Origin of the sequence: Pseudomonas sp. FP1762, assembly GCF_030687105.1 — a bacterium.
Taxonomy (GTDB): Bacteria; Pseudomonadota; Gammaproteobacteria; order Pseudomonadales; family Pseudomonadaceae; genus Aquipseudomonas; species Aquipseudomonas siliginis.
This window is the reverse complement of record NZ_CP117458.1, coordinates 5483382-5508689: the sequence shown is the minus strand read 5'-3', so window position 1 is coordinate 5508689 and position 25308 is coordinate 5483382. Positions and strand designations below refer to the sequence as shown.

18 protein-coding genes and 1 pseudogene are annotated in these 25308 nt (G+C 60.7%); 5 read left to right on the top strand and 14 right to left on the bottom strand.

What is annotated here, in order from left to right; all coding sequences use genetic code 11:
* Positions 1–92: 92 nt before the first annotated feature.
* A pseudogene (locus PSH90_RS24650) lies at positions 93–418 on the bottom strand (hypothetical protein).
* A 390-nt stretch (positions 419–808) separates the two neighbouring features.
* A complete protein-coding gene (locus PSH90_RS24645) occupies positions 809–1477 on the bottom strand; it encodes a polysaccharide lyase family 7 protein (RefSeq protein WP_016772792.1) in 669 nt (222 codons plus the stop codon).
* A 312-nt stretch (positions 1478–1789) separates the two neighbouring features.
* On the opposite strand from PSH90_RS24645, the gene PSH90_RS24640 reads away from it, so the two are divergent.
* Genes PSH90_RS24640 through PSH90_RS24630 form a run of 3 tightly spaced genes read left to right on the top strand, consistent with a single transcriptional unit; the run spans position 1790 to position 4767 of the window.
* A complete protein-coding gene (locus PSH90_RS24640) occupies positions 1790–3913 on the top strand; it encodes a bifunctional diguanylate cyclase/phosphodiesterase (RefSeq protein ID WP_236167693.1) in 2124 nt (707 codons plus the stop codon).
* Between the two features lie 44 nt (positions 3914–3957).
* Positions 3958–4452, top strand: a complete 495-nt coding sequence (locus PSH90_RS24635) for a YgjP-like metallopeptidase domain-containing protein (RefSeq protein ID WP_038861199.1) — start codon at positions 3958–3960, stop codon at positions 4450–4452.
* An 18-nt stretch (positions 4453–4470) separates the two neighbouring features.
* Positions 4471–4767, top strand: coding sequence for a helix-turn-helix domain-containing protein (locus tag PSH90_RS24630; RefSeq protein WP_016772794.1), 297 nt, complete (start codon positions 4471–4473; stop codon positions 4765–4767).
* Between the two features lie 123 nt (positions 4768–4890).
* On the opposite strand, the gene PSH90_RS24625 is transcribed toward PSH90_RS24630, so the two are convergent.
* Positions 4891–5343 carry a GNAT family N-acetyltransferase gene (locus PSH90_RS24625; protein WP_252868404.1) on the bottom strand — a complete coding sequence of 151 codons (453 nt, stop codon included), beginning with the start codon at positions 5341–5343 and terminating at the stop codon, positions 4891–4893.
* 255 nt (positions 5344–5598) lie between these two features.
* On the opposite strand from PSH90_RS24625, the gene PSH90_RS24620 reads away from it, so the two are divergent.
* Positions 5599–6336 (top strand): ABC transporter substrate-binding protein, encoded by a 738-nt coding sequence (locus tag PSH90_RS24620; RefSeq protein WP_041476775.1) that lies wholly within the window; start codon positions 5599–5601, stop codon positions 6334–6336.
* A 111-nt stretch (positions 6337–6447) separates the two neighbouring features.
* On the opposite strand, the gene yccS is transcribed toward PSH90_RS24620, so the two are convergent.
* The 9 genes from yccS to betI all read right to left on the bottom strand — a co-directional run bounded on the left by yccS (position 6448) and on the right by betI (position 20521).
* A complete protein-coding gene (yccS, locus tag PSH90_RS24615; RefSeq protein ID WP_095181360.1) occupies positions 6448–8640 on the bottom strand; it encodes a YccS family putative transporter in 2193 nt (730 codons plus the stop codon).
* Positions 8641–8870: 230 nt separating this feature from the next.
* Positions 8871–10049: an NAD(P)/FAD-dependent oxidoreductase gene (locus tag PSH90_RS24605; RefSeq protein ID WP_305381666.1), complete on the bottom strand. Its 1179-nt coding sequence runs from the start codon at positions 10047–10049 to the stop codon at positions 8871–8873.
* A 153-nt stretch (positions 10050–10202) separates the two neighbouring features.
* A complete protein-coding gene (dbpA, locus tag PSH90_RS24600; protein WP_024014613.1) occupies positions 10203–11588 on the bottom strand; it encodes an ATP-dependent RNA helicase DbpA in 1386 nt (461 codons plus the stop codon).
* 281 nt (positions 11589–11869) lie between these two features.
* Positions 11870–13297, bottom strand: coding sequence for a multidrug transporter subunit MdtD (gene mdtD / locus PSH90_RS24595; protein ID WP_056786508.1), 1428 nt, complete (start codon positions 13295–13297; stop codon positions 11870–11872).
* 144 nt (positions 13298–13441) lie between these two features.
* The gene (locus tag PSH90_RS24590) at positions 13442–14779 is read right to left on the bottom strand and encodes a TldD/PmbA family protein (RefSeq protein WP_056786510.1); all 1338 of its coding nucleotides are present in this window, start codon (positions 14777–14779) and stop codon (positions 13442–13444) included.
* Positions 14779–16221, bottom strand: coding sequence for a TldD/PmbA family protein (locus tag PSH90_RS24585; RefSeq protein WP_041476770.1), 1443 nt, complete (start codon positions 16219–16221; stop codon positions 14779–14781). The genes PSH90_RS24590 and PSH90_RS24585 overlap by 1 nt, the downstream gene beginning before the upstream one ends.
* Positions 16222–16482: 261 nt before the next feature.
* Positions 16483–18186, bottom strand: coding sequence for a choline dehydrogenase (gene betA, locus PSH90_RS24580; protein WP_252868399.1), 1704 nt, complete (start codon positions 18184–18186; stop codon positions 16483–16485).
* A gap of 180 nt (positions 18187–18366) precedes the next feature.
* Positions 18367–19839, bottom strand: a complete 1473-nt coding sequence (betB, locus tag PSH90_RS24575; protein WP_039757620.1) for a betaine-aldehyde dehydrogenase — start codon at positions 19837–19839, stop codon at positions 18367–18369.
* 88 nt (positions 19840–19927) lie between these two features.
* A complete protein-coding gene (gene betI / locus PSH90_RS24570; protein ID WP_008085771.1) occupies positions 19928–20521 on the bottom strand; it encodes a transcriptional regulator BetI in 594 nt (197 codons plus the stop codon).
* A 486-nt stretch (positions 20522–21007) separates the two neighbouring features.
* Here betI and PSH90_RS24565 point away from each other — a divergent pair, with 486 nt between their 5' ends.
* Positions 21008–22948 carry a BCCT family transporter gene (locus PSH90_RS24565; RefSeq protein ID WP_224787278.1) on the top strand — a complete coding sequence of 647 codons (1941 nt, stop codon included), beginning with the start codon at positions 21008–21010 and terminating at the stop codon, positions 22946–22948.
* Between the two features lie 269 nt (positions 22949–23217).
* Here PSH90_RS24565 and choV read toward each other — a convergent pair whose 3' ends face one another.
* Both choV and choW read right to left on the bottom strand, forming a co-directional pair.
* Positions 23218–24396: a choline ABC transporter ATP-binding protein gene (choV, locus tag PSH90_RS24560; RefSeq protein WP_016772804.1), complete on the bottom strand. Its 1179-nt coding sequence runs from the start codon at positions 24394–24396 to the stop codon at positions 23218–23220.
* Complete coding sequence (gene choW, locus PSH90_RS24555) at positions 24393–25238, bottom strand: choline ABC transporter permease subunit (RefSeq protein WP_016772805.1); 846 nt, start codon at positions 25236–25238, stop codon at positions 24393–24395. Before choW ends, choV begins: the two co-directional genes overlap by 4 nt.
* Positions 25239–25308 lie beyond the last annotated feature (70 nt).

Sequence of the window (25308 nt, the reverse complement as noted above, 5' to 3'; positions counted from 1 at the left end):
CCGTCACATTTTGATGTCAATGTAGCGTATGCGGAACATTTAATCTATTTGGCTCAAGAAACCCGCGGTGAGGGAGGCTTTTTTGTGGACGACTATTCCTTCAGTTCAACGAGCATGACCACCTGCGCGATGCCTAGCGCAGTCCTGCGGTGTGAGGTGTCGAGCATGGCGGCGAAGTTGTTGAGCATTTCGCTGGCTGAACCCAGGGTTTCGCTGGCGTTTGCCAGCAGCGATTCAGTGTTGTACTTCGGGTTGGCGAGGTACATGGATCGGGTTTGTGCGTGCTGGCCATGATGAAGGCGGACGGTTTGAGGTAATGGTCGAGGGCGCGTTCGGCGGCGTCGTTGAGTTTTTTGGAATCAAGGGATTCGTAGGGGGATGCGGGACTGTTTCTGGGGTGCGGCGTTGATTTGATCATGGTTCGTCTCCGGTAAATGGAGCCGACACCGGATCGCTACTAAACGAAGAGGGTGGCAGCTGAACGCAGGTTAGTAGACCGGGGAGACGCGACCGGCGCACCCGAAGGCGCTCTGCGTACAGCTACCATCAAGCGCGGGTTATGCCCGACTGAATGGTGCCATTGCGCATCGCGTAACCACGGGCTACTAAACCCGATCACTGGGAATCAGCTGTTGTAGGCATCCGGAAGTAACTGCTGACAGATATAAACAACGCTGTTTAAAGGTAGGAGCTGCCGAAGGCTGCGATCTTTTGATTTTGATCCCGGCGTCCCAAGAGGCGCCAACATCAAGATCAAAAGATCGCAGCCTTCGGCAGCTCCTACAAGGGATTGCGATGTCGAAATGGGTTACTTGTCGTGATCAATATCCAGTTTGGTAAACGTCACCTGTCCACCTTCACTGGTGTACCCGGTGTTGTCCTGCACATACACGCCGGCCTTGAAGTACAGCGGCTTGTCGCGCCAGGTCGCGCTGATCTGGGAGTCCCACTGATAGCCCGCCGCACTCACGCCCAGGGCACCGCCGGGGCTCAAGTGGATGAGATAGTTGAATTCGCGATCAAGCTTGACGCCGGTGGCGAGGGTGATGACGCGGCTTTCGGCGTCGTCCGGGCGCATGCGCACTTTGATCACCAGATTGCCGGTCTGGGTTTTTTCCTTGTACTGGTATTCGAGCTTGACCATCGGCCGCTGGCTTTCGTACGCGTGAATCTGGCCGATGACGATCTTGCCCGAGCTCGGCACCTTGTTCACCGCGAGGGTGGCGCGCAGCAGGTTGTCGGCGTCCGGGTAGTACCAGTTGCGCAGGGTGCCGTTGCTGTAGGTTTCGCGCAGTTCGGTACGCGGGTAGATGGCGTTTTCGGTTTTCGAGCCAGTCACCGGGGACCAGAAGAACAGGGTGCCGGTGTCGGAATGGAAGTACTGATCCTTGAAGCCATCCACCAGTTTCGAGGTTTCGACGGTGTACGGCGGGCTGCCAACAGGAACGCTGAGGTTCCAGGTTGCGAGGTCGATCATGACGGTTCTTCCAATCAATTCATCCGGAACGCCGGTGCCAGAAGCTCTAGCCCGCGCGTTTTCGGGCGTCTTTATAAGCGTAGCGGCAATTTTTGTTAATGCCCGTCCGGCGATTACTTGACGTCAACATCCTGTCGAAATGCCATCTCGCCCGGTTCTCGGGGGCTGTAGCGGTGACCGTTAGTCGGCTAGGTTGAGCATTGTTTAAATGATGGCGGGATGACAGCTTCTGCTTTCACTGATCCGCGTCTAGAGTGAAGGCTCAGTACGTCTATGGTTTTGCCGGCAACCGGTCCCGATAAGAGAAGCAGCATGGAATGCGCGCAACCCCAGCCAGGTGAAGGCAGCTCGGTCCTTTTGATCGTCGATGATTACCCCGAAAATCTGATCAGCATGCGCGCGTTGCTGCAGCGTCAGGATTGGCACGTGATGACCGCCGCCTCTGGTTTCGAGGCGTTGAACCTTTTGCTCGAACACGACATCGACCTGGTCCTGCTCGATGTGCAGATGCCCGGCATGGACGGTTACGAGGTCGCGCGGCTGATGCGCGGCAGCCAGCGCACGCGGCTGACGCCGATCATTTTCCTCACCGCCAACGAGCAATCTCAGGACGCCGTGATCAAGGGCTATGCCAGCGGCGCGGTGGATTACCTGTTCAAGCCGTTCGATCCGCAAATCCTCAAGCCCAAGGTCCAGGCGTTGCTCGAGCACCAGCGCAATCGCCGTGCCTTGCAACGCCTGAGTCATGACCTGGAAGTGGCGCGCGCCTTTAATGCCTCAGTGCTGGACAACGCCGCCGAAGGCATTCTGGTGTTGAGCGAGGACGGTGTGATCCGCTTCGCCAACCCGGCGATTTCGCGGTTGCTCAATGCGCCGGTGAAGGATCTGCAAGGCAAGGAGTTTCTCGATTTCCTGCAGAAGCCACACATTCCCCTGTGGGCCGATTCCGAGTTCTACGCCGGTTACCAGCGCGGTGAAACCCTGCGCCTGCATGATGCGTTGCTGCGCACGGCGCCCGGGCAGCAAGTGCCGGTGGCATTGTCCTGTGCGCCGCTGTCCTCGGAGCAGCATGCGATGGTGGTAACGGTGCTGGACATGTCGGTGGTGCGTCACTTGCACCAGCAACTGGAATTCCAGGCGGTAACCGATCCGCTGACCGGGCTGCTCAACCGGCGCGGGTTCTACCAGACCGTGGAAAACCTGCTGTTGCGCGGCGAACGCAGCGACAGCAGTTGGGTGTTGCTCTACCTTGATCTTGATGGCTTCAAACGGGTCAACGATTCCCTCGGCCACGATGCCGGCGATCGCGTGTTGCGCTGGGTTTCCGAGCAATTGAAAGCGTGCCTGCGGCCGTTCGATATTCTCGCGCGCATGGGCGGCGATGAATTCACCGCGCTGCTGGATCTGGAATTCCCCGAGCAAGCGGCGAAGATTGCCGAAAAACTGATCGAACGGGTATCGGTGTGTCAGCAGATCGAAGGTCTGGATATCGTCCTTGGCGCCAGTATCGGCATCGCCACCTATCCTGACTGCGGGCGCAATCTCGACGGCTTGCTGCGCGCCTCGGACATCGCTATGTACGAGGCCAAGCGCGCCGGGCGTCAGCAATATCGTTTCTATGACCCTGAAATGAACGGCCGCGCACGCTCGCGTCTGATGCTGGAAGACAGCGTGCGTGAGGCCATCGAGAATCGCGATTTCAATTTGGTCTATCAGCCGCAGGTGGCGATCGGCAGCGGACAGATCCGTGGGTTCGAGGCGTTGCTGCGCTGGCAGCATCCGAGCGTCGGCGATGTGCCGCCGGGGTTGTTTCTGCCATTGCTGGAAGAGGCGCGCTTGATCAGTCGCCTCGGCAGCTGGATCTATCACCGTGGCGCCGGTCAGCGTAAAGCCTGGGAAACCTTGTTCGCTGAAGATCTGGTGCTCGGCGTGAGCCTGAGCAATACCCAGTTCGGCCTGCCGAATCTGGTCACCGAGCTGCGTCAGGTCATGGAGCGCCATGCGCTGCAACCTCAGCAACTGGAAGTCGAAGTCACCGAAGAAGCGTTGATGCAAGACCCGGACGAAACCCGCAAGCAACTGCGGCTGCTGCGTCATCTCGGGGTGCGCGTGGCGCTGGATGATTTTGGTTCGGGGCCGTGCTCGCTGGCGCATCTGCGCGATCTGGAACTGGACACGCTGAAGCTCGACCGCCACTTGATCGCGCGCCTGCCGGACTCGCCACGTGATGCGGCGCTGGTGCGCATGGTCATCGACCTGTGCAAGCAATACGGTCTGCTGGTGATCGCCGAAGGAGTGGAAACCCTCGAGCAATATCAGTGGCTGCAAGCCCATGGCTGCGAATACGTGCAGGGCTTCCTCGTCGCGCGGCCGTTGATCGCCGAAGACGCGGTCAGCTTCGTCGAACCCTTTGACTGGAGCGCGCTGCCCGGTTGAATTCGCTACACTGGCGGACCTTTTTCGAACCGCGTCGCTTGTCCATGACTGTGTTGAAGTACCTCCAGGCCTACCCCGCGCAATTGCAGGATCAGGTGCGCCAACTGATTGCCGAAGGGCGTCTGGGTGAATACCTGAATCAGCGCTATTCAGGGCGACACGACGTGCAGAGCGACAAGGCCTTGTACAGCTACGCGCTGGATCTCAAGCAGCAGTACATGCGTAATGCGCCGGCGATCGACAAAGTGCTGTTCGACAACCGCCTCGACCTGACCCACCGCGCGCTCGGTCTGCACACCACGGTGTCACGGGTGCAGGGCGGCAAGCTCAAGGCCAACAAGGAAATTCGCATCGCCGCGCTGTTCAAGGACGCCGCGCCGGATTTTCTGAAGATGATCGTGGTGCACGAGCTGGCGCACTTCAAGGAGTCGGATCACAACAAGGCGTTCTATAAACTGTGCGAGCACATGCTGCCGGGGTATCACCAGATCGAGTTCGATCTGCGTGTGTACCTGACGTGGCGGGATATGCAGGCTTGACCAATCAGGAAGGTGTGGATGGACGTCAGCAAGACCAAAAGCAGTTTCTATCGCCGTTTGTACGTGGCTTATCTCATCGATAGCGGCCTGGCGCCGAGTGTGCCGACGCTGACCGAAGTCACCGGCATGCCGCGACGCACGGCGCAGGACACGATTGCCGCGCTGGCCGATCTGGACATCATCTGCGAGTTCGAACAGGAAGAGGGCGCACGCAATCATGCCGGGCGCTATCGGATTCGTGAGTGGGGAGCGATTGATCGCGGATGGATCGAGCGCAATTTGCGGCAGATAAAAGCGGTGCTGGAATACCCCTGATTCCTGCGGCGCCTGAACTGACGCAATCGCTGGCAAGCCAGCTCCCACAGGGATCTCCAGCGAACACGGTTTTCGTGAACGAGCGATGAACCTGTGGGAGCTGGCTTGCCAGCGATGAGGCCCTCAAGAACGACGCATGCCGATATGTGGAATGTCATCCTCGAGATATTCCTCACCCACCACGACAAACCCGTACCTGCCGTAATACCCCTGCAAGTGTGCCTGCGCCGACAAATAGATCGGCACCTGCGGCCAGTGCTTTTCGGCCTGCTTCAGCGCCTGTTCCATCATCGCGTGGCCCAACCCTTTGCCACGGCCGGCGGGCGCGGTCACCACGCGGCCAATCACCACGTCGCCGCCCTGGGATTCCGGGTCGAGCAGGCGCAGGTAAGCCATCAACTGATCATCCTCCCAGCCCATCAGGTGATGGGTATCGCCCTCCAGATCCTGGCCGTCGAGATCCGGATAGGCACATTTCTGTTCGACCACGAATACGTCAGAGCGCAGCTTCAACAATGCGTACAACTGCTCTTTGCCCAGATCACGATGATGTTTGCAGATCCACTCGATTGTCATTTTTCGATTCCTTGACCATGTCGCCCGATACTAAGCGCAGCTGCGCCATATGTCTGTATGGCGCAACAGTCTGTGATAAAGGTCAAAATGCCACCATTCCTTTCTCGCGGCCGCCGAGACTTTGTGTAATCTGCTCAAGAGCACTGCGCACTGGTTCCCATGAGCTAATGTTCAATGCTTGGGTTTTGCCGGTAAGGGGCCTTTGGTTTTGACGTGAAACCACGTCGGGCGGTTGCCCGCTGAGGATGTTCAAGCATGCTGCGATTGCTTCAAGCCGTTGCTTTGATCGGACTGCTGGTGCTGGGCCAGGATGCTGCGGCGCAGAAGCTGCGGCTGGCGTTCGATAATTGGCCGCCGTTTACCGACGATGCACTGGTCAACGGTGGACTGGCCACCGACATTGTCAGCACCGCACTGGCTCGCGCCGGTTATGCCAGCGGTTACGAACAAGTGCCGTGGGCGCGAGCATTGCTGGGGATTGGCGAGGGGCGTTACGACGTACTGGTCAACGCCTGGTACAACGACGAACGCACGCAGATCGGTCAGTTTTCCGGTGAGTACCTGATCAACCGCATCCGCTTCCTCAAGCGCAAAGACGCACCCATCGACTACAGCAACCTCGAGCAACTGCACACTTACCCGATTGCCGTGGTGCGCGGGTACGCCTATTCCGCACCTTTCGATGCCGATACGGCGATGCAGAAAGTCCCTGTGCACAACTTCGCCATGGGCGTGCGCATGCTCGCGGCGGACCGGGTCAAGCTGACCCTGGAGGATGAGTACGTGGCCAAGTATTACCTGGCACGGGAATCGGCCAAGGTACGCAATTCGGTGGAGTTTTTACCCAAGCCGTTGAGTGAGAATAGCCTGCATATTCTGGTCAGCCTGAAGAACCCGCAGCATGAGCAGATCGTCGCCGGGTTTGATCGAGCGATCGAGGCGATGAAGGCTGACGGGACTTATGAGAAGTTATTGCGGCGGCATGGAATGTGAAGGGTGATCCGGCAATTTCTTTGTGGCTGATGACCTCTTCGCGAGCAGGCTCGCTCCCACAATTTGAAATGCATACCCTGTGGGAGCGAGCCTGCTCGCGAACGCGTCGTCTCAGGCGCCGCTGATTTCGGCAGTGTCCTTGATCAAATGCGCCGCCAACGTCCGAAGCGGCCCCAACTGCCTGCAAATCAGCGCCAGCTGCGTCTGCACCAACCGTTGCCCTTCATCGATTTCATCCGGCATCTGTTCCAGCTCATTGGCCAGCGCTTCCTCGTCATCACTCTGAATCGCAATCGGCTGCTTGCTCGCCAAACCATGAGCGATTTCGTCGATGCTGGTCGCCAGTTTCACCCCGGCGCCTTCGATCAGATGCTCCCGCACCTCCGCTGGCAACTGTGTTTCACGGTGCGCGCCGAGCCCTGACAAATAGCTGAGCAACGTGTGCGACAGCACCAGGAAGCGGAAGCCGACATCCGCCTCCTTACGGAAATGCCCCGGCTCCATGAGCATGTTCGCCAGTGTCGTCGACAGCGCCGCGTCAGCGTTATGGGCGTTGCGTCGGGCCAGGCGATAAGCGAGGTCATCGCTTTTGCCGGCGGCGTATTGCTGCATGATCTGGCGCAGGTAGATGCTGTTGCAGGTCAGGGTGTTGGCCAGCACTTTGTTCAGGCGCCGACCCTGCCAGTCCGGCAGGAACAGGAACACCGCCAGACCTGCGATCAGGCTGCCCAGCAGGGTATCGAACAGCCGTGGCAGGAACAGCCCGTAGCCATCGCCGACCTGATTGAAGCAGAACAGCACCATGATCGTGATCGCCGCCGTTGCCAGGGTGTAGCGGGTGGTGCGGTTGGTAAAGAACACCACACCGGCAGCGATGGCGAAGCACGATTGCACCACCGGGTTGGGGAACAGATCGAACAGCGCCCAGGCCACCGTCAGGCCAATGGCCGTGCCGATGATCCGCTGGCCGAGTTTGCGCCGGGTCGCGCCGTAGTTCGGCTGGCAGACGAACAGCGTGGTGAGGATGATCCAGTAGCCTTGCGACGGGTGGATCAGGTGCACCATGCCGTAGCCGATGCTCAGTGCCAGCGGTAGGCGCAGGGCATGGCGGAACAGCAGCGAGGTCGGCGTCAGTTGCGTACGCAGGCGAATCCACACGTCCTTGAGATTACGCGGTGAGCGGTCGAGCAGGCTGCTGTCGGTGGCGTCCGCCAGGGCATCGGGGTTGCTGGCATCGCTGAGCAGTCGGTCGAGGGTGCCGAGGTTGGCCGCCAAGGCGCGCAGCGAGCGCAGCAGGCCGCGCCATGCCGGGTTGCTCTGGATGCGTAAATGTTCGAGGGAGGCATGCAGGTCGTTCAGGGCTTCGGCGAAACTGGCGTCATAGATGAACGGCTGGCGCATCTGGATCGATTCGGCCAACGCCCGGCAGGCCTTGCCTTGCTGGCGCAGCAGGCGCTGGCAGCGGAACAGCACGTCGCTGTGGAAGAACGCCTCGGCCAGCGCGTTGTAAGGATAGTGCGAAGAGCTGGCGCGTTCGTGAATGTCCTGCGCGAGGAAATACAGCTTCAGATAACGGCTGACTTTCGAGCCGGGTCGACCGTTGCCGACCCGATGCAGGATGATTTCCTTGGCCGTGTTCAGGGCGGCGACCACCCGGCCATTCTGCTGCGCCAGTTCGAGCCGCCGGGCTTCGACATCCATCTGCCGGATCGGCTCGAACAGCGAAGATTTCAGCTTCAGATAAAGGCCCAGCTCGCGGAACAGCCGCGCCAGGCTCTGCTGCACCGGTTGATTGGAAAACAGCGCCTGCCACAGCACCGAGAGCAGGCCGTACCACGCCGCACCAGCGACCAGCAGCATCGGTTCGTGCCAGAAATCAGTGACCGCGCCGCCGCGCTGATCAACGCCGATCATTGTGTACACCGACAGAATCAGCGTCGCCGAGGCGATCGCACCGTAGCGCTCGCCCAGCGCACCGAGCATGGTCAGGCCGAAACTGGCCAGTGCCAGGGCCACGGCGAAAATGATCGGGTAGGGAAACAGCAATTCCACCGACAGCGCGGCGATGCTGAAACACACCAGTGTCACCGCGAGGGCGTTGAGACGACCCTGCCAACTGTCGTCGGTCTCGGCCAGGGCGCTGGCGATGATGCCGAGGAACAACGGGATCAGCAGGCCCATTTCATCCTGATACCAGCACAGCGCCATGCTGCCGGTCAGGGCGATGAATACCCGCACGCTGTAGCTGAATTTATCCAGCGCCCACAGGCGCCGCAAAGACTGACGAAACGAGGTCGAGGACATGAAGTGCGAAGGCCTTCCGAGGCGATGCCGCTAAATTGAGCCAGTAATGACGCCGACGCAATGGCGCCGAGCACATCTGACAGCAAAAAGTGTTCCTTTTACTTACACCACAAACCATTGTGGGAGCGAGCCTGCTCGCGAAAGCGGAGTGTCATTCAACATTGATGTCGACTGGTACACCGCATTCGCGAGCAGGCTCGCTCCCACAGGGTTTTGTATTTGGCCTTGAGTTAAGCGTACTGCGCGGCGGCGTAACCGGAGGCCCAGGCCCACTGGAAATTGAAACCGCCCAGATGCCCGGTGACGTCGAGCACTTCCCCAATAAAGTACAGGCCCGGGCTTTTCAGCGACTCCATGGTCTTCGACGACACCTCGCGGGTGTCGACGCCGCCCAGGGTCACCTCAGCCGTGCGATAGCCTTCAGTCCCCGCCGGCACGACTTTCCAGCTGCCAAGCTTCTCGGCAATCTCCGCCAGTTCGGCGTGGGTGTACTGCTTCATCGGTTTGGAGACAAACCAGTTGTCCGCCAGCAGATTGGCCATCTTCTTGGTGAAGATCTCGCCAAGCAAAGTCTTCAGCTCGCTGTTCGGACGCTCGGCGACTTGCTGTTGCAACCAGCTCGCGGCGTCGTGATCCGGCAGCAGGTTGATCTCCACCGTGTCGCCGGGCTCCCAGAACGAACTGATCTGCAAGATCGCCGGGCCACTGAGGCCACGATGGGTGAACAGGATGTTCTCGCGAAAGCTCTGCTCGTTGCAGCCGACCAGACAATCCACCGAGGTGCCGGACAGCTCTGTGCACAACTCCTTGAGCTGGTCGGTGATGGTGAACGGCACCAGCCCGGCGCGGGTCGGCAGCAGTTCATGGCCGAACTGTTTGGCGACCTGGTAACCGAAACCGGTGGCGCCCAGGGTCGGAATCGACAGGCCGCCGGTGGCGATCACCAGCGATTGGCACTGGACCTGACCGAGGGTGGTGTCGAGCAGATAACCGCTGTCGGTTTTTTCGATGGTCTGGATTGAGGTGTCCAGGTGCAGCTCGACGCCGGCCTGATCGCATTCATCAAGCAGCATGCCGAGGATGTCGCTGGACTTGTTATCGCAAAACAGTTGGCCGAGTTTCTTCTCGTGGTACGGCACACCGTGCTTGCCCACCAGACCGATGAAATCCCACTGGGTGTAACGCGCCAGCGCCGATTTGCAGAAATGCGGATTCTGCGAGAGGAAATTGCTCGGTTCGGTGTACATGTTGGTGAAATTGCAGCGACCGCCGCCGGACATGAGGATTTTCTTGCCGGCCTTGTTCGCGTGGTCGAGCAGCAACACCTGACGCCCGCGCCCGGCGGCGGTCAGGGCACACATCAAGCCGGCCGCGCCAGCGCCAATGATCACGACTTCGGTAGAGCGCAAAACGGTGTCCTCTTGGTGGGTCGCTACAAAACAAACTGTGGGAGCGAGCCTGCTCGCGAAAGCGTTGTGTCATTCAACAATGATGTCGACTGACAGATTGCATTCGCGAGCAGGCTCGCTCCCACAGGGGATCTCCTATGGATGGAAGATCGCTTACAGAATACGCACGCGCAACGAGCGGCCCTTGATCTTGCCGTCGTTCAGGCGCTGCAAGGCCTGCATGGCCACGGTGCGCTCGACAGCGACGTAGGCCTGGAAATCGAAGATGGCGATCTTGCCGACCTGCGCACCGGGAATGCCCGCTTCGCCGGTCAGTGCGCCAAGAATGTCGCCCGGGCGCACTTTGTCTTTGCGGCCAGCGCCGATGCACAGGGTGGTCATCGGCGGTTGCAGCGGCGCCAGGCCCTGGGACTTGAGGTTGTCGATCTGATCCCAGTTCAGCGGCGCTTTCTGCAGTTGTTCGATGGCTTGCGCACGATGCGCTTCGGACGGCGCGACCAGGCTGATGGCGATGCCTTTCTCGCCCGCGCGACCGGTACGGCCGACGCGGTGGATGTGGATTTCCGAATCGCGCGCCAGCTCGACGTTGATCACCATGTCCAGCGCATCGATATCCAGACCACGGGCTGCGACGTCGGTGGCGACCAGCACCGAGGTGCTGCGGTTGGCGAACATCGCCAGTACTTGATCGCGGTCACGCTGTTCCAGATCGCCGTGCAGGCCAACAGCGGAAATGCCTTTGGCGGTCAGGTGATCGACGGTTTCCTGCACTTGCTGCTTGGTGAAGCAGAACGCCACGCAGGACGCCGGACGGAAGTGGTGCAGGACTTTGGTCACCGCGCTCATGCGCTCTTCCGGGGAAATCTCGTAGAAGCGCTGCTCGATCTGCGTGTCGTCGTGGAAGGCTTCAGCCTTGACGGTCTGCGGATCGCGCATGAATTTCGAGGCCAGTTGCTTGATGCCCACCGGGTAGGTCGCGGAGAACAGCAGAGTCTGCCGGCGCTCCGGGGTCTTGATGATGATGTCTTCGATCGCGTCGTAGAAGCCCATGTCGAGCATGCGGTCGGCTTCGTCGAGGATCAGCGTGTTCAGGCCATCGAGCACCAGCGAACCCTTGCGCAAGTGCTGCTGAATGCGCCCCGGGGTGCCGACGATGATGTGCGCGCCGTGCTCCAGCGAAGCGATCTGCGGGCCGAACGACACGCCGCCGCACAGGGTCAGGACCTTGATGTTGTCTTCGGCGCGGGCCAGACGACGGACTTCCTTGGCCACCTGGTCGGCCAGCTCACGGGTGGGGCAGATCACCAGCGCCTGGCACCCGAAGTAGCGCGGGTTGATCGGGTTGAGCAAGCCGATGCCGAACGCGGCGGTCTTGCCGCTGCCGGTCTTGGCCTGGGCGATCAGGTCCATCCCCTTGAGGATCACCGGCAAGCTCTGCGCCTGGATCGGCGTCATCTGGGCATAACCGAGTGATTCGAGGTTAGCCAGCATGGCGGCGGACAGCGGCAGAGTATTAAAAGCGGTGGCGATGGTGGTCACGGGACTGGCCTGCAAAACAAAATGTCGCGCAGTGTAGCAGCCCCGTGCTGGTTTCCTCGACAGTTCTGGACGAACAGCGATTGAACCCGAGGCAGGGATTACCTGTGGCGAGGGGATTTATCTGTGGCGAGGGGATTTATCCCCGATGGGGTGCGCAGCACCCCCAATACCTGCCACCTCGATTCATCAGGCTGACCGCATCCAACCTTTTTGGGGCTGCTGCGCAACCCAGCGGGGATAAATCCCCTCGCCACAGAAGTCAAAGAACTCCTTCAGCAGAATCAGTGTTCGATGTGTTCTTGTGGACGTTTCGCCCGGCGCCCGTCTTCCTTCGACAGTTGCGAGAAGATCGTCGCCGCCAGCATCGCCATCACGCCGACCGTGACGAAGGTCAGCTGGAACGCGCCGAGTACGGTTTCCACGCCATCATTGCCGACCTTCGCAGTGAAGCCACCAAGCAGCGCACCGGCGCAGGCCACGCCGAGGCTCAGCGACAATTGCGCGACCACCGACAGCAAACTGTTGCCGCTGCTGGCGCTGGCATCGTCGAGGTCGATCAGCGTCACCGTATTCATCGCGGTGAATTGCAGCGAGTTGATCGCCCCCAGCACCGCCAGCAGGCACAGCAGCAGCCAGTACGGCGTCTGCTCGCTGACCAGGCCCATGCTTGCCAGCATGATCCCCAACGCCAGGGTGTTGCCGGTGAGGACGATGCGATAGCCGAGGCGTTCGATCAGCGGCCGCGCGACCCACTTGGCGACCATCGCCGCAGCGGCCAGCGGCAACATGCTCATCCCGGCTTGCGAGGGCGAATAACCCAGCGCCACTTGCAGCAACAACGGCACCAGAAATGGCAAAGCGCCGCTGCCCAGTCGCGCGAACAGGTTGCCGAGAATGCCCACGGCGAAGGTGCGGGTCTTGAACAGCGAAGGCGCAAACAGCGGATTCTCGATATGCCCGGCGCGCAGCCAGTACGCCGCCAGACAGGCCATGCCGGCGAACAGCAGCAGCATCACCCGCAGGTGCGGCAGGTGCAGTTCGCCAAGACCTTCCATGGCGATGGTGATGAGGATCATCGCTGCGCCGAACAGCAAAAAGCCGAGGCTATCGAAGCGGGTGCGCTCCGTGCCGCGCAGGTCTGGGATGAATTTCCACACCGCGTAGCAACCGATCACCCCGACCGGCAGATTGATCAGGAAGATCCAGTGCCACGTCACGTATTCCACCATCCAGCCGCCCATGGTCGGGCCGATCAGCGGGCCGAGCAGGCCGGGAATGGTGATGAAACCCATGATCCGCACCAGTTCCGAGCGCGGGTAGGCACGCAGCACCACCAGCCGCCCAACCGGCAACATCAGCGCACCGCCGAGGCCCTGGATCACCCGTGCGCCGATAAGCATGCTCAGGCTGCTGGATAACGCGCAGAGCAACGAGCCGAAGCTGAACAGCAGAATCGCGCCGAAGAAGATTTTCTTGGTGCCGAAGCGGTCGGCGATCCAGCCAGAGGCCGGGATCAGCAGGGCCACGGTGAGCATGTAGGCGATGATCACACCCTGCATGCGCAACGGGTCTTCCGCCAGATCGCTGGCCATGGCCGGCAGCGCGGTATTGAGGATGGTCCCGTCGAGGGACTGCATGAAGAACGCAATGGCGACGACCCACGGCAACCAGCGGGCGGTGATGGCGTCGAGAGGCGGGCGGTTGGGCATGGAACCTCTTGTGTCAGTGCATATTCAGAGTCGAGCGCGGTCAGTGTGGGAGCGAGCCTGCTCGCGAAGAGGCCATTTCATTCAACATTGATGTCGATTGATCTACCGCTTTCGCGAGCAGGCTCGCTCCCACAGGTTTTGCATTTACAGCGTCAGCGTGAGTCGGCTGACCAGCGCCCCCGGCAACAGCGATGACGAGGTATTGCGCTGGCTGTACGTACTCGCCGAGAGCAGCAGCTCACGCTCGGTGGTCAACGCTTCCAACTGCGAACCGAGCAGGTTGTAGGCGCTGTCGTCGAAGCGCATGGTGCTGACCGGCGCCTGGATTTCGCCGTTCTCGACCCAGAAGGTCGCGAAACGGGTCATGCCGGTCATGCGCGCCGCCGGTTGATCCGAGTAGTTCAGATACCACAGGTTGCTGATGTACAGCCCGGTGCCCAACTGCTTGAGGATCTCTTGCTGCGACAGATCACCGGCGGCCATGTTCAACGCACTGGGCATCTCGCCGCCGCCCGCACCGTTCGCCGCCAGACCATATTCGGCGGCGCTGCGCGAGCCCACCAGTTGATCGCCGGCCTTGCCCTCGATGATCAGACGCAGATCGCTGCGCGGATAACCCTCGGCGGAAAACGCCGGGCTCAGGGACTCGCTGACTTTTTCGTCCAGCGACAGCAACGGGCTGAACGCCTGATCGCCGACGTAGAGCTTCTGCAACGGGCTGCTCTTGCTGGCGATCGATTGCGCCGAGAACCCGCCCCAACTGAGCATGCCCATGATTTCTTCCAGTGCCGCCGGTGCCAGATAGGCGCGGTACTGCCCCGGTGCCAGGGTGCGTAACGGTCGGCCGAGAAACTCAAGCTGTTCGCGTGCCTGGGCGAAACGGCGGGCGAAGCCCTCGTCGCTCCAATCGTGGCCGGCATAGCTGGCCTTCACCGCTTCGCCGTTTTCGTGGAACAGGCTGAAGTCGAAATTGAAGCTGTTGGCTTCATGCCAGCCGAACGCGCCAGCGGAGCTGGCAAAGCCACGGCTGATCGGACCGGCAGCATAAAAACCGACCAGATCGAGACCTTCAGCGGCGGCGCAGATTTGCCCGACGACATCTTCGGTGTCCGGCAGCGGATGCGCTTGTACGTGCGTGCTCTGCCAGCTGTTGTGATTGAGCAGCAAGTACGGGTCCTGCGGCAGCAGCGGCAGGGTTTCGCGCAATTGTTGCAGGCCTTCGGCGAGCCGTTGCAGATCGGCTTCCTGATCCCCGGACAAGGTGATCTGCAGGTCGGCGTGGCGACCGTCGTTGATCAGTTTCAGGCCGACGTTGGCCTGCTGCACTTGCCCGGCCTGGCGCACCTTGGCGTGATTGAAGCGCACGAACGCCGAGGCTTCGGCGGCGTAGCTGAGCGTGAACTGTTCCGGCTCGCGCACGCTGTCGCGCAGCCAGTTGACCATGACCTTGAAGGCGTCGGACTGACGCTTCGAAATGCTCATCAGGCGTCTCCCCCAAACACATCAATGTTGCTGAATACGCAGGCCGGCGAAGCATGGCCGACGCGAATCACCTGGTTCGGTTCGCCCTTGCCGCAGTTCGGCGTGCCCAGCACCTTGACGGTGCTGGCATCGCCGACGGCGCGCAGGCTCTTCCAGAAGTGCGCGGAAATCGCCCGGTAGTTGGGGTTTTTTACCACGCCTTTCAGTTCACCATTCTCGATCAACTGGCCCCATTCGCAGCCGAACTGGAATTTGTTGCGCGCATCGTCGATCGACCACGAACGGTTGGTGCTCATCAGAATGCCGTGCTCGATACCGCCGATCATCTGCTCCAGCGTTTGATCACCCGGTTCGATGTTGAGGTTGGCCATGCGGTCGATCGGCGGCCGGTTCCAACCGCAGGCGCGGCTGTTGGCAACGCCATCGAGGCCGGCGCGATATTGCGACAGCGCTCCGCCCAGCGGCCGCAGTAAAAGGCCGTCGCGAATCAGGAATTGTTTGCTCGCCGCGGTGCCGTCGTCGTCATGGCCGTAGCTGGCGAGTTCTTCCGGGATGCCGGGGTCGAAAGTCACGTTGAGCAAATTCGAGCCGTATTGCAGGCTGCCGAAATCGCTGGTCTTGACGAAACTGGTGCCGGCGTAATTGCGCTCATCGCCGAGGATGCGGTCGAGCTCCAGCGGATGACCGATGGACTCGTGGATCTGCAGCATCATCTGATCGGGCATCAGTAGCAAGTCGCGCGGGCCTTGCGGGGTGTTCGGCGCGAGCAGCAGTTGCAGGGCCTGATCGGCGACTTGCGGACCGGCACCGACCAGGCCGCAACGGCTGATGACGTCGGCGCCACCCTGCTGGCCGAAGTTCTCGCGGCCGAGGCTGCGGGTCTGGCTGTCGTTGCCGTCGTAGGCGGTGACGTCGAGGCTCGGATAGACGAAGCGCTGGGCCTGACGCAATTCGGCGCCGGCGCTGCTCAGGTAGATCTGCTCGACATGGGTGATGCCGATGCTTACCTGCCAATTGACCAGGCGCTTATCCTTGGGCACCGAGGCGGATTCCGCGCCGAGCAGATCGAAGCATTCGCTCAGGGACGGGAAGGGCTGTTCGAGATTGGGTGAAAAATAATCAGCGCGATCGCTGGAAAGCGGCTGCTCGCGCAGATCGAGCAAGGCGTGCGGCTTGAGCCGGCGGGCCTGTTGCTCAGCGCGCTCGAGAGCGGCTTGCAGGCCTTGTTGCGAGAGGTCATTGGTCGCCGCATAGGCTTCGACGCCATTCACGCGCACGGTGAGCATCGCCCCTTCATCGCGGCTCAAACTCGGCGGTTCGGCGACATTCTTGCGCACCGACAGAAACTGCCCGGACTCGCGCACATACCGCAGGGAAAAAAATTCAGCGCCCGTGCGCAAGGCAGCAAAGCGCTGCTTGAGCTGGGGGTGGAAATCGAACATTCGGGAACCTCCTTGTAATGGAGTAGCGGCATGGCGACAGCGGGGAGGGGTGAAACGGTTGCGCGAGGTCTAGAGTAGGCCTGCGTGGGGGTAGGATCAAGTGAAGAGGGGGTGTAGGGGGATTTACTGTGCAGCGGGGAAGTGTGTGTTGCTGTGAGGGCCTCTTCGCGAGCAGGCTCGCTCCCACAGGGGATTTGTGAATGCCACAGATCCAGTGTGGGAGCGAGCCTGCTCGCGAAGGCGGCGCCTCGGTACTACGACTTACTGCGTAACCGGGGTGATATCCCGCATCGGCTTGCCTTTGACCGGCGCGCCGTTCGCGACGTAATAAGCAGCGGTGCTGCGCGGCAGCGGCTTGCGGCCACGGATCTTGTCGGCGATTTTCTCGGCCATCATGATCGTCGGCGCGTTGAGGTTGCCGGTGGTGATGATCGGCATGATCGAGGCATCGACCACGCGCAGGCTCTGCATGCCGTGCACACGACCTTCGCCATCGACCACGGCCATCTCGTCGGTGCCCATCTTGCACGAGCAGGACGGGTGGAACGCGGTTTCGGCGTGCTCGCGGATGAACTTGTCGAGCTGCTCATCGGTTTGCACTTCGATGCCCGGGCTGATTTCGCGACCACGGAACGCGTCGAGAGCCGGTTGCTGCATGATTTCGCGGGTCAAGCGAATACCGTCGCGGAATTCCTGCCAGTCCTGTTCGGTGGCCATGTAGTTGAAGAGGATGCTCGGGTGCTGACGCGGATCCTTGGATTTGACCTGGATGCGGCCACGGCTCGGCGAGCGCATGGAACCCATGTGCGCCTGGAAACCATGTTCTTTCACGCCGTTGCTGCCGTTGTAGTTAATCGCCACCGGCAGGAAGTGGTACTGGATGTTCGGCCATTCGAATTCCGGACGCGAACGAATGAAACCGCCGGCCTCGAACTGGTTGCTGGCGCCGATGCCGGTGCCGTTGAACAGCCACTCGGCACCGATCGCCGGCTGGTTGTACCAAAGCAGCGACGGGTACAGCGAAACCGGTTGGGTGCAGGCGTATTGCAGGTACAGCTCGAGGTGATCCTGCAGGTTTTCACCGACGCCCGGCAGATCGTGGACCACCGGGATGTCGAGGCTTTCCAGCAGTTTCGCCGGGCCGACACCGGAGCGCTGCAGAATCTGCGGCGAAGCGATGGCGCCGGAGCACAGCAGGACTTCCTTGCGCGCCTTGGCTTCAACACGTTCTTCAGCGTCGCCGATCAGGTAACGCACGCCGACCGCACGCTTGCCTTCAAAGAGAATCTTGTCGGTCAAGGCGTGGGTGACGATGGTCAGGGTCGAACGTTTTTTGGCGATGTCGAGGTAGCCACGGGCGGTGGAAGCACGGCGGCCGTTCGGCGTCACGGTGCGGTCCATCGGGCCGAAGCCTTCCTGCTGGTAACCGTTGAGGTCTTCGGTACGCGGGTAACCGGCCTGCACGCCAGCTTCAACCATGGCGTGGAACAGCGGGTTGTTGCCGGCTTTCGGCGTGGTCACGCTGACCGGGCCGTCGCCACCGTGGTAATCGTTCGGGCCGATGTCACGGGTTTCGGCTTTGCGGAAATACGGCAGGCAATCGAGGTACGACCAGTCTTCCAGGCCCGGCAGTTTCGCCCAGCCGTCGTAGTCCATGGCGTTGCCACGGATGTAGCACATGCCGTTGATCAGCGAAGAGCCGCCAAGGCCCTTGCCGCGACCGCATTCCATACGGCGACCGTCCATGTGTGGCTCTGGATCGGTTTCGTAAGCCCAGTTGTAGCGACGACCCTGCAGCGGGAACGCCAGCGCGGCGGGCATCTGCGTGCGGAAGTCGAGGCGGTAGTCCGGCCCCCCGGCTTCGAGCAGCAGAACGGTGACGCCTTCGTCTTCAGTCAGACGGGTCGCCAGGGTGTTACCGGCCGAGCCGGCACCGATGATGATGTAATCGAATTCTTGGGACATTGAATGCACCCTCTTTGATAGTGGTCAGGTCGGACCTTGGCGAGTGCTGTGCACTCGAATCGCTGGCAAGCCAGCTCCCACAGGGATTGGGGGCTGCCACAAATTGGGTGGACGACTCCAAACCTGTGGGAGCGGGCTTGCCCGCGAAGAGGCCTTCGCGGGCAATGCAAATCTCGGGTCTTAGAACACCGAAACGTAATCGCCCAGCTCGACCTGTACCGATTTGATGCGTGTGAAGTTGTTCAGCGAGCTGATCCCGTTCTCACGGCCCACACCCGACTGCTTGTAACCGCCAACCGGCATTTTTGCGTCGGACTCGCCCCAGGCGTTGATCCAGCAGATACCGGCTTCCAGTTGATGAATCACGCGGTGGGCGCGGTTCAGGTCTTTGGTGACGATACCGGCGGCCAGGCCGAAGTCGGTGTCGTTGGCGCGGCGGATCACTTCTTCTTCGGTTTCGTAGGAGAGGATCGCCATCACCGGGCCAAAGATCTCTTCACGAACGATGGTCATGTCGTCGGTGCAGTCGGTGAACACGGTGGGCGCAACGAATGCGCCTTTGGCGAATTCGCCGTCGGTCAGGCGACCACCGCCGCACAGGACGCGGGCACCTTGTTCCTTACCTTTTTCGATGTAGGCCAGCACGCTTTCCATGTGGGCGAAGCTGACCAGCGGGCCGAAATTGGTGTTTTCGTCTTCCGGGTTGCCGACGCGGATGCGCGCAACGCGCTCAACGATCTTGGCCTCGAACGCGGCTTTCAGATGCGCCGGTACGAATACGCGAGTGCCGTTGGTGCAGACCTGACCGGAGCTGTAGAAGTTGGCCATCATCGCCGTGTCGGCGGCGCGATCGAGGTCGGCGTCGTCGCAGATGATCAGCGGCGACTTGCCGCCCAGTTCCATGGTCACGTCTTTGAGCGACGAAGCCGAAGCGCTGGCCATGACTTTCTTGCCAGTGTCGGTGCCGCCAGTGAAGGAGATTTTCTCGATGCGCGGGTGCTCGGTCAGCCAGGTGCCGACTTCGCGGCCGCTGCCGGTCAGCACGTTGAACACGCCGTTCGGCACGCCGGCTTCGGTGTAGATCTCAGCCAGTTTCAGGGTGGTCAGCGAGGTGACTTCGCTTGGCTTGAAGATCATCGCGTTACCGGCCGCCAGGGCTGGAGCGGATTTCCACAGCGCGATCTGGATCGGGTAGTTCCACGCGCCGATACCGGCGACCACGCCCAGCGGCTCGCGACGGGTGTAAACGAAAGAGGTGTCACGCAGCGGAATCTGCTCGCCTTCGATGGCGGGCACCAGGCCTGCGTAGTATTCCAGCACGTCAGCGCCGGTGACGATGTCGACGTACTTGGTTTCGGAGAAGGATTTGCCGGTGTCCAGGGTTTCCAGCGCAGCCAGCTCATCGTTGCGCTCGCGCAGGATGTCGACGGCGCGACGCAGGATGCGCGAACGCTCCATGGCGGTCATCGCGGCCCAGATTTTCTGGCCCTTTTCGGCGCTGACCACGGCGCGCTCGACGTCGTCTTTGGTCGCACGTTGCACCAGTGCGAGGACTTCACCGTTCGCCGGGTTGATGGCTTCGAAGGTGGCGTCGCTGCCGGCGTCGGTGTACGCGCCATCGATGTAGAGTTTTTGCAGTTCGAAACGGGCCATAGTGTCCTCGCAAGTGCATTGGTGGTTGGCGTTGACCACCGCGATGACGCTGCGGTGGAGTTCAGGGGCTGAGCATTTTCTGTGTGCTCTAGCTCACCTTCTTGGCCAATTGGAAATCCATGTATTCGTAAGCGATCTGTTGCGCCTGCGCCGTGTCGAAAGCGTCTCCCGACAGCGCGCCGCGCAACCACAAGCCGTCAATCAACGCTGCCAGACCCCGGGCGGCGCTGCGCGCATCTTCGAGCGGCAGCACACGGCGGAACTGGCAGCACAGGTTGGAATACAGACGGTGATCGTTGATCCGCTGCAACCTGTGCAAAGACGGCTGGTGCATGCTGGTGGCCCAGAAGGCCAGCCAGGTTTTCATTGCCGGGCCATTGACCTGGCTGGCGTCGAAGTTGCCTTCGATGATCACCTGCAGATGCGCCCGTGGGCTGTCATCTGCCAGCGCCTGACGGCGCGCGGTGACGCTCTCGCTGAGGGCGGTCATCAGGTACCGCATCGTGGCGGCGATCAGGCCGTTCTTGTCCTGAAAGTAATGACTGATGATGCCATTCGAGACACCGGCCAAACGGGCGATCAGCGCAATGCTGGCGTCCCCCATTCCGACCTGATCGACCGCTTGCAAAGTGGCTTCGATCAGTTGTTGGCGGCGGATGGGTTGCATACCGACCTTGGGCATCTTGCACATCTCCTTAGGCCTTCCGAGAGGCGAATGACGCCGATCGGATTGAGGGCCAGTCTATTTTGTTTTGATTGAACGTTCAATCAACAAAGAATAAGATCTGCGACAATTCGTCGCTGCCTACAGAAAATTCCTACGTGTAATGACGATAAAAACCGACACCTGAAACGGCTCGAAACCTGCGTGGGGCATGGCGCGGTTCGCGATTCGATGGACGTGTTGAAAGGGCAAGACGCTCGGGGCCAGGTTTCGGATGAACGTCCGTCGCCTCTGGCCACGAAAGCGAATACGCAACGCCATTTCGACAGGTTCGGGCTTTTTTCGGAGTGTCTTTATATCACCCGCCGGTCGGCTGCCAACTAACCGATTGGTCGGGTTCCGTGATGCCTTGTGTTCTTCTCTCGCACTGCCTGGAGCATTTGTGCCATGAGTTCTGCCTCGCTAATAAAGACCCCGCCCGAGAAGGTGACGGTCAACGGTTGGGTGTTCTACACCTCGACCGCGCTGATTCTGTTGTTGACCGCCATTCTGATCATCGCCCCGCAAGAGGCCGGCAGAATGTTGGGCATGGCCCAGGCCTGGTTGTCGCGCAGCTTCGGCTGGTACTACATGGTGGTGATCGCCGCCTACCTGGTGTTCGTGGTCGGCCTGGCGTTTTCCTCGTACGGCAAACTCAAACTGGGCAGCAAGGACGACACCCCGGATTTCAGTTACGGCGCCTGGGCGGGGATGCTGTTCTCGTCGGGCATCGGCATTTCGCTGTTGTATTTCGGCGCGTCCGAGCCGCTGGATCACTACTTCAATCCGCCGGAAGGCACCTCGGCCAGCAACATGGCCGCGCGTCAGGCAGTGCAACTGACCTTCCTGCACTGGGGCCTGCACGGCTGGGCGATCTACGCTTTGGTCGGCCTTGCCGTGGCGTATTTTGCCTATCGGCATAACCAGCCGCTGGCCCTGCGTTCGGCGCTGTATCCATTGGTCGGCGAGCGTTGGGTCAAAGGCGCTGCCGGGCACGCGGTGGATGGCTTCGGCATGTTCGTGACCCTGCTGGGTCTGGTGACCAACCTGGGGATTGGCTCGCTGCAAGTGTCGTCCGGGCTGGAAAACCTGTTCGGCATGGAGCACAGCAACACCAACCTGCTGATCGTCATCATCGTCATGAGCACCGTGGCGACCATCGCCGCTGTGTCCGGTGTGGAAAACGGCATCCGTCGTCTGTCCAACCTGAACATCGTGCTGTTCAGCGGCCTGCTGATTTTCGTCCTGCTGTTCGGCCCGACCCTGCATCTGCTCAACGGCTTCGTGCAGAACATTGGCGACTATCTCAACGGCGTGGTGCTGAAGACCTTCGACCTGTACGTCTATGAAGGCGACAGCGCCAAGTCCGATCGCTGGTTGGGCCTGTGGACCCTGTTCTACTGGGCCTGGTGGATTTCCTGGGCGCCATTCGTGGGCATGTTCATTGCGCGGATTTCCCGTGGCCGCAGCGTGCGTGAACTGGTCGCTGGCGTGCTGCTGATTCCGCTGGGCTTCACCTTGGCGTGGCTGTCGATCTTCGGCAACTCGGCGCTGGATCTGGTGATGAATCAGGGCGCGGTGGAGCTGGGCAAGACGGCGCTGGAACAGCCGTCGATGGCGATCTATCAGTTGCTTGAGCATTATCCGGCGTCGAAAGTCGTGATTGGTGTGTCGATCTTTGTCGGCTTCGTGCTGTTCCTGACCCCGGCCGACTCCGGCGCGGTGATGATGGCGAATCTTTCCTGCAAGGGCGGTAACGTCGATGAAGACGCGCCGCACTGGCTGCGGATCTTCTGGTCGGTGGTGATCACGCTGGTGACCATCGGCCTGCTGTTCGCCGGCAACTTCGAAGCCATGCAGACCATGGTCGTGCTGGCCGGCCTGCCGTTCTCGGTGGTGCTGATCTGCTTCATGTTCGGCCTGCACAAGGCGATGCGCCAGGACGTGCAGATCGAACAGGAGCAAGCGCAACTGGCCGAGCGCGGACGCCGTGGTTTCAGCGAGCGCCTGACGCAACTGGATCTGCAGCCGAGCCAATCGGTGGTGCAGCGCTTCATGGACAAGCACGTCACTCCGGCGCTGGAAGATGCAGCGGCGCAATTGCGCAATCAGGGCATTGAAGTGCAGACGCTGCTGGGCAAGGCCAAGCGTTGCATGGGCGTGCGGGTCGAGATGGAAGAGGGCAACCCTTTCGTTTACGAAGTGAGCCTGGATGGTTATCTGGCGACCCCGACCGAATCGGCGCAGTCCGATGAAGCGCGTCAGCGTTATTACCGCGCTGAGGTGTATCTGCACAATGGCAGTCAGGACTATGACTTGATGGGCTTCACGCCGGAGCAGATTACGCGGGATGTGCTGGATCAGTTTGAAAGCCATCGGCAGTTGTTGGGGCGGGTTTATAGCTAAAGTCAAAAGCTGACCCTCACCCCAGCCCTCCCGAAACGTCGGACCGCCCGTAGGGAGAGGGAGCCGACTGAGGTGTCTGGCGTTGTACATTGACCTGAAAGATCGAGTCGATTATGGATTCGGTAAAGCAAGATCAGGTCGGTGCAGATCTGCAGCATCCCCCGATCGGTCCCCTCTCCCTCTGGGAGAGGGCTAGGGTGAGGGGCTATTCCTGACCCAACAAAAAGGGATCGCTCACCGCGATCCCTTTTTTTATCCCACCTGGCGCATTACCCCAGATTCTTGCCCAACAACGCGTGATACAACTCGCTGTCGCCCAGAATCCCCACCACATGATTGTTATCGTGCAGCACCAGCTTGTTGCCGGTCTGATAACGGATCTGCAGCGCGTCACGCATGCCGATGTTCGAGTCCACCAGCGTCGGTTTGCGCTCCAGGCCTTCCACCGCTTGCCCCGGTGCCCAGTTCTGCAGGTTCAGCACCGAGCCGTTCTGCCGCGCGCCTTTGATGGTGTTGCCTTCGGCCAGGTCCAGCCACGAGTCGCCGCCCGGATCGAGGCACACCGAGCCGTTGATGCGTTTGCACTTGTCCAGCGTGCGCATCAGGCTGCGGCCGCAGAGCACGTTGAGCGGGTTGGTGTGGGCGACAAAGGTGCGCACATAGTCGTCCGCCGGGTTGAGGACGATTTCCTCCGGCACGCTGTACTGGATGATCCGACCGTCTTTCATGATCGCGATGCGGCTACCCAATTTGAGTGCTTCATCGAGGTCGTGGCTCACAAACACGATGGTCTTGCTCAGCTTGCGTTGCAGCTCCAGCAGTTCATCCTGCAGACCCTGGCGGATCAACGGGTCGAGGGCCGAGAACGGTTCGTCCATCAGCAGAATGTCGGCGTCCATGGCCAGCGCGCGGGCGAGGCCGACGCGCTGCTGCATGCCGCCGGATAGCTCATCAGGCTTCTTGTTGCGCCATTGGGTCAGGCCGACCAGTTCGAGTTTTTCATCGACCAGTTTCTTGCGTTCCTTCTCCGGTCGGCCCTGCATCTCCAGACCGAAACTGATGTTCTCGCGCACTGTCAGCCAAGGCATCAGGGCGAACTTCTGGAACACCATCGCAATGCGCTTGGTGCGCATCATCTTCAGCTCGGCGGGCGTGCAGGAGGCGATGTCGATCTGGCGGTTTTCATGCTCGACGAACAGCTTGCCGCGGCTCACGGTGTTGAGGCCGTTGATGCAGCGCAGCAGGCTCGATTTGCCCGAGCCGGACAGGCCCATCAGCACGCAGATCTCGCCTTTGTTGATGTCCAGCGTGGCTTTTTCCACGCCGACGATCTGACCGGTCTTCTTCAGGATCTCGTTGCGGGTCATGCCCTGATCGAGCAGCTTGAGTGCCTCGCGCGGATCCTTGGAGAAGATTACGTCGACGTCTTCGAAGCGAATTATGCTCATGCGTCACCCCCTACTTTGGCGTCGGGTTGTTTGCAGATACGGTCGAGCATGATCGCCAGCAGTACGATTGCCAGGCCTGCTTCGAAGCCCAGCGCGATATCAGCAGTGTTCAGTGCGTTGACCACCGGTTTGCCGAGTCCGTCGGCGCCGACCAGTGCCGCGATCACCACCATCGACAGCGACAGCATGATGCACTGGGTGATGCCGGCCGCGATGCTCGGCATGGCGTGCGGCAATTCGATCCTTGAGAGCAATTGGCGACGCGAGCAGCCGAAGGCCTTGCCGGCGTCCATCAGTTCTTGCGGGACATCACGGATGCCCAGGTAGGTCAGGCGGATCGGCGCCGCGATGGCGAAGACCACCGTGGAGATCAGGCCCGGTACCACACCCAGCCCGAAGAGGGTCAGGGTAGGAATGAGGTAAACGAAGGTCGGCACGGTCTGCATCAGATCGAGCACCGGCCGCATCATGGTGTAGAACATCGGTTTGTGCGCGGCGACGATGCCCAGCGGCACGCCGATCAACACGCAGACCAGGGTGGCGAACAGCACCTGGGCGAGGGTTTCCATGGTTTCCTGCCAGTACCCCAGGTTGAGGATCAGCAGGAACGAGGCAACCACGAACGCGGTCAGGCCCCACTTGCGTTGAATCAGATGGGCAATGATGGCAATCAGGCCAATCAGCACCAGTGGGTTGAACCAGGTCAGCGCAAACGTCACGCCGTGGATCATCGTTTCCAGTGTCACGGCGATTGCGTCGAAGGTGTTGGCGCCGTGTTGCGTCAACCATTCGACGAAGCCCGCGATGTACTGGCCTAAAGGTATTTTCTGATCAATCAGCATGGTAGTGAACGTCCGCATGCAAGGAAATTAACAGCCCGGGCAGGCACGCCTGCCCGGCATAAGCGGTGCC

Coding starts and splice junctions, on each gene's coding strand:
- mdtD (WP_056786508.1), bottom strand. CDS start 13,297: ATGCCCAACCGCCCGCCTCTCGACGCCATCACCGCCCGCTGGTTGCCG.
- PSH90_RS24585 (WP_041476770.1), bottom strand. CDS start 16,221: ATGTTCGATTTCCACCCCCAGCTCAAGCAGCGCTTTGCTGCCTTGCGC.
- choV (WP_016772804.1), bottom strand. CDS start 24,396: ATGAGCATAATTCGCTTCGAAGACGTCGACGTAATCTTCTCCAAGGAT.
- PSH90_RS24635 (WP_038861199.1), top strand. CDS start 3,958: ATGACTGTGTTGAAGTACCTCCAGGCCTACCCCGCGCAATTGCAGGAT.
- PSH90_RS24620 (WP_041476775.1), top strand. CDS start 5,599: ATGCTGCGATTGCTTCAAGCCGTTGCTTTGATCGGACTGCTGGTGCTG.
- PSH90_RS24625 (WP_252868404.1), bottom strand. CDS start 5,343: ATGACAATCGAGTGGATCTGCAAACATCATCGTGATCTGGGCAAAGAG.
- PSH90_RS24630 (WP_016772794.1), top strand. CDS start 4,471: ATGGACGTCAGCAAGACCAAAAGCAGTTTCTATCGCCGTTTGTACGTG.
- betB (WP_039757620.1), bottom strand. CDS start 19,839: ATGGCCCGTTTCGAACTGCAAAAACTCTACATCGATGGCGCGTACACC.
- betI (WP_008085771.1), bottom strand. CDS start 20,521: ATGCCCAAGGTCGGTATGCAACCCATCCGCCGCCAACAACTGATCGAA.
- PSH90_RS24640 (WP_236167693.1), top strand. CDS start 1,790: ATGGAATGCGCGCAACCCCAGCCAGGTGAAGGCAGCTCGGTCCTTTTG.
- PSH90_RS24590 (WP_056786510.1), bottom strand. CDS start 14,779: ATGAGCATTTCGAAGCGTCAGTCCGACGCCTTCAAGGTCATGGTCAAC.
- betA (WP_252868399.1), bottom strand. CDS start 18,186: ATGTCCCAAGAATTCGATTACATCATCATCGGTGCCGGCTCGGCCGGT.
- yccS (WP_095181360.1), bottom strand. CDS start 8,640: ATGTCCTCGACCTCGTTTCGTCAGTCTTTGCGGCGCCTGTGGGCGCTG.
- choW (WP_016772805.1), bottom strand. CDS start 25,238: ATGCTGATTGATCAGAAAATACCTTTAGGCCAGTACATCGCGGGCTTC.
- PSH90_RS24645 (WP_016772792.1), bottom strand. CDS start 1,477: ATGATCGACCTCGCAACCTGGAACCTCAGCGTTCCTGTTGGCAGCCCG.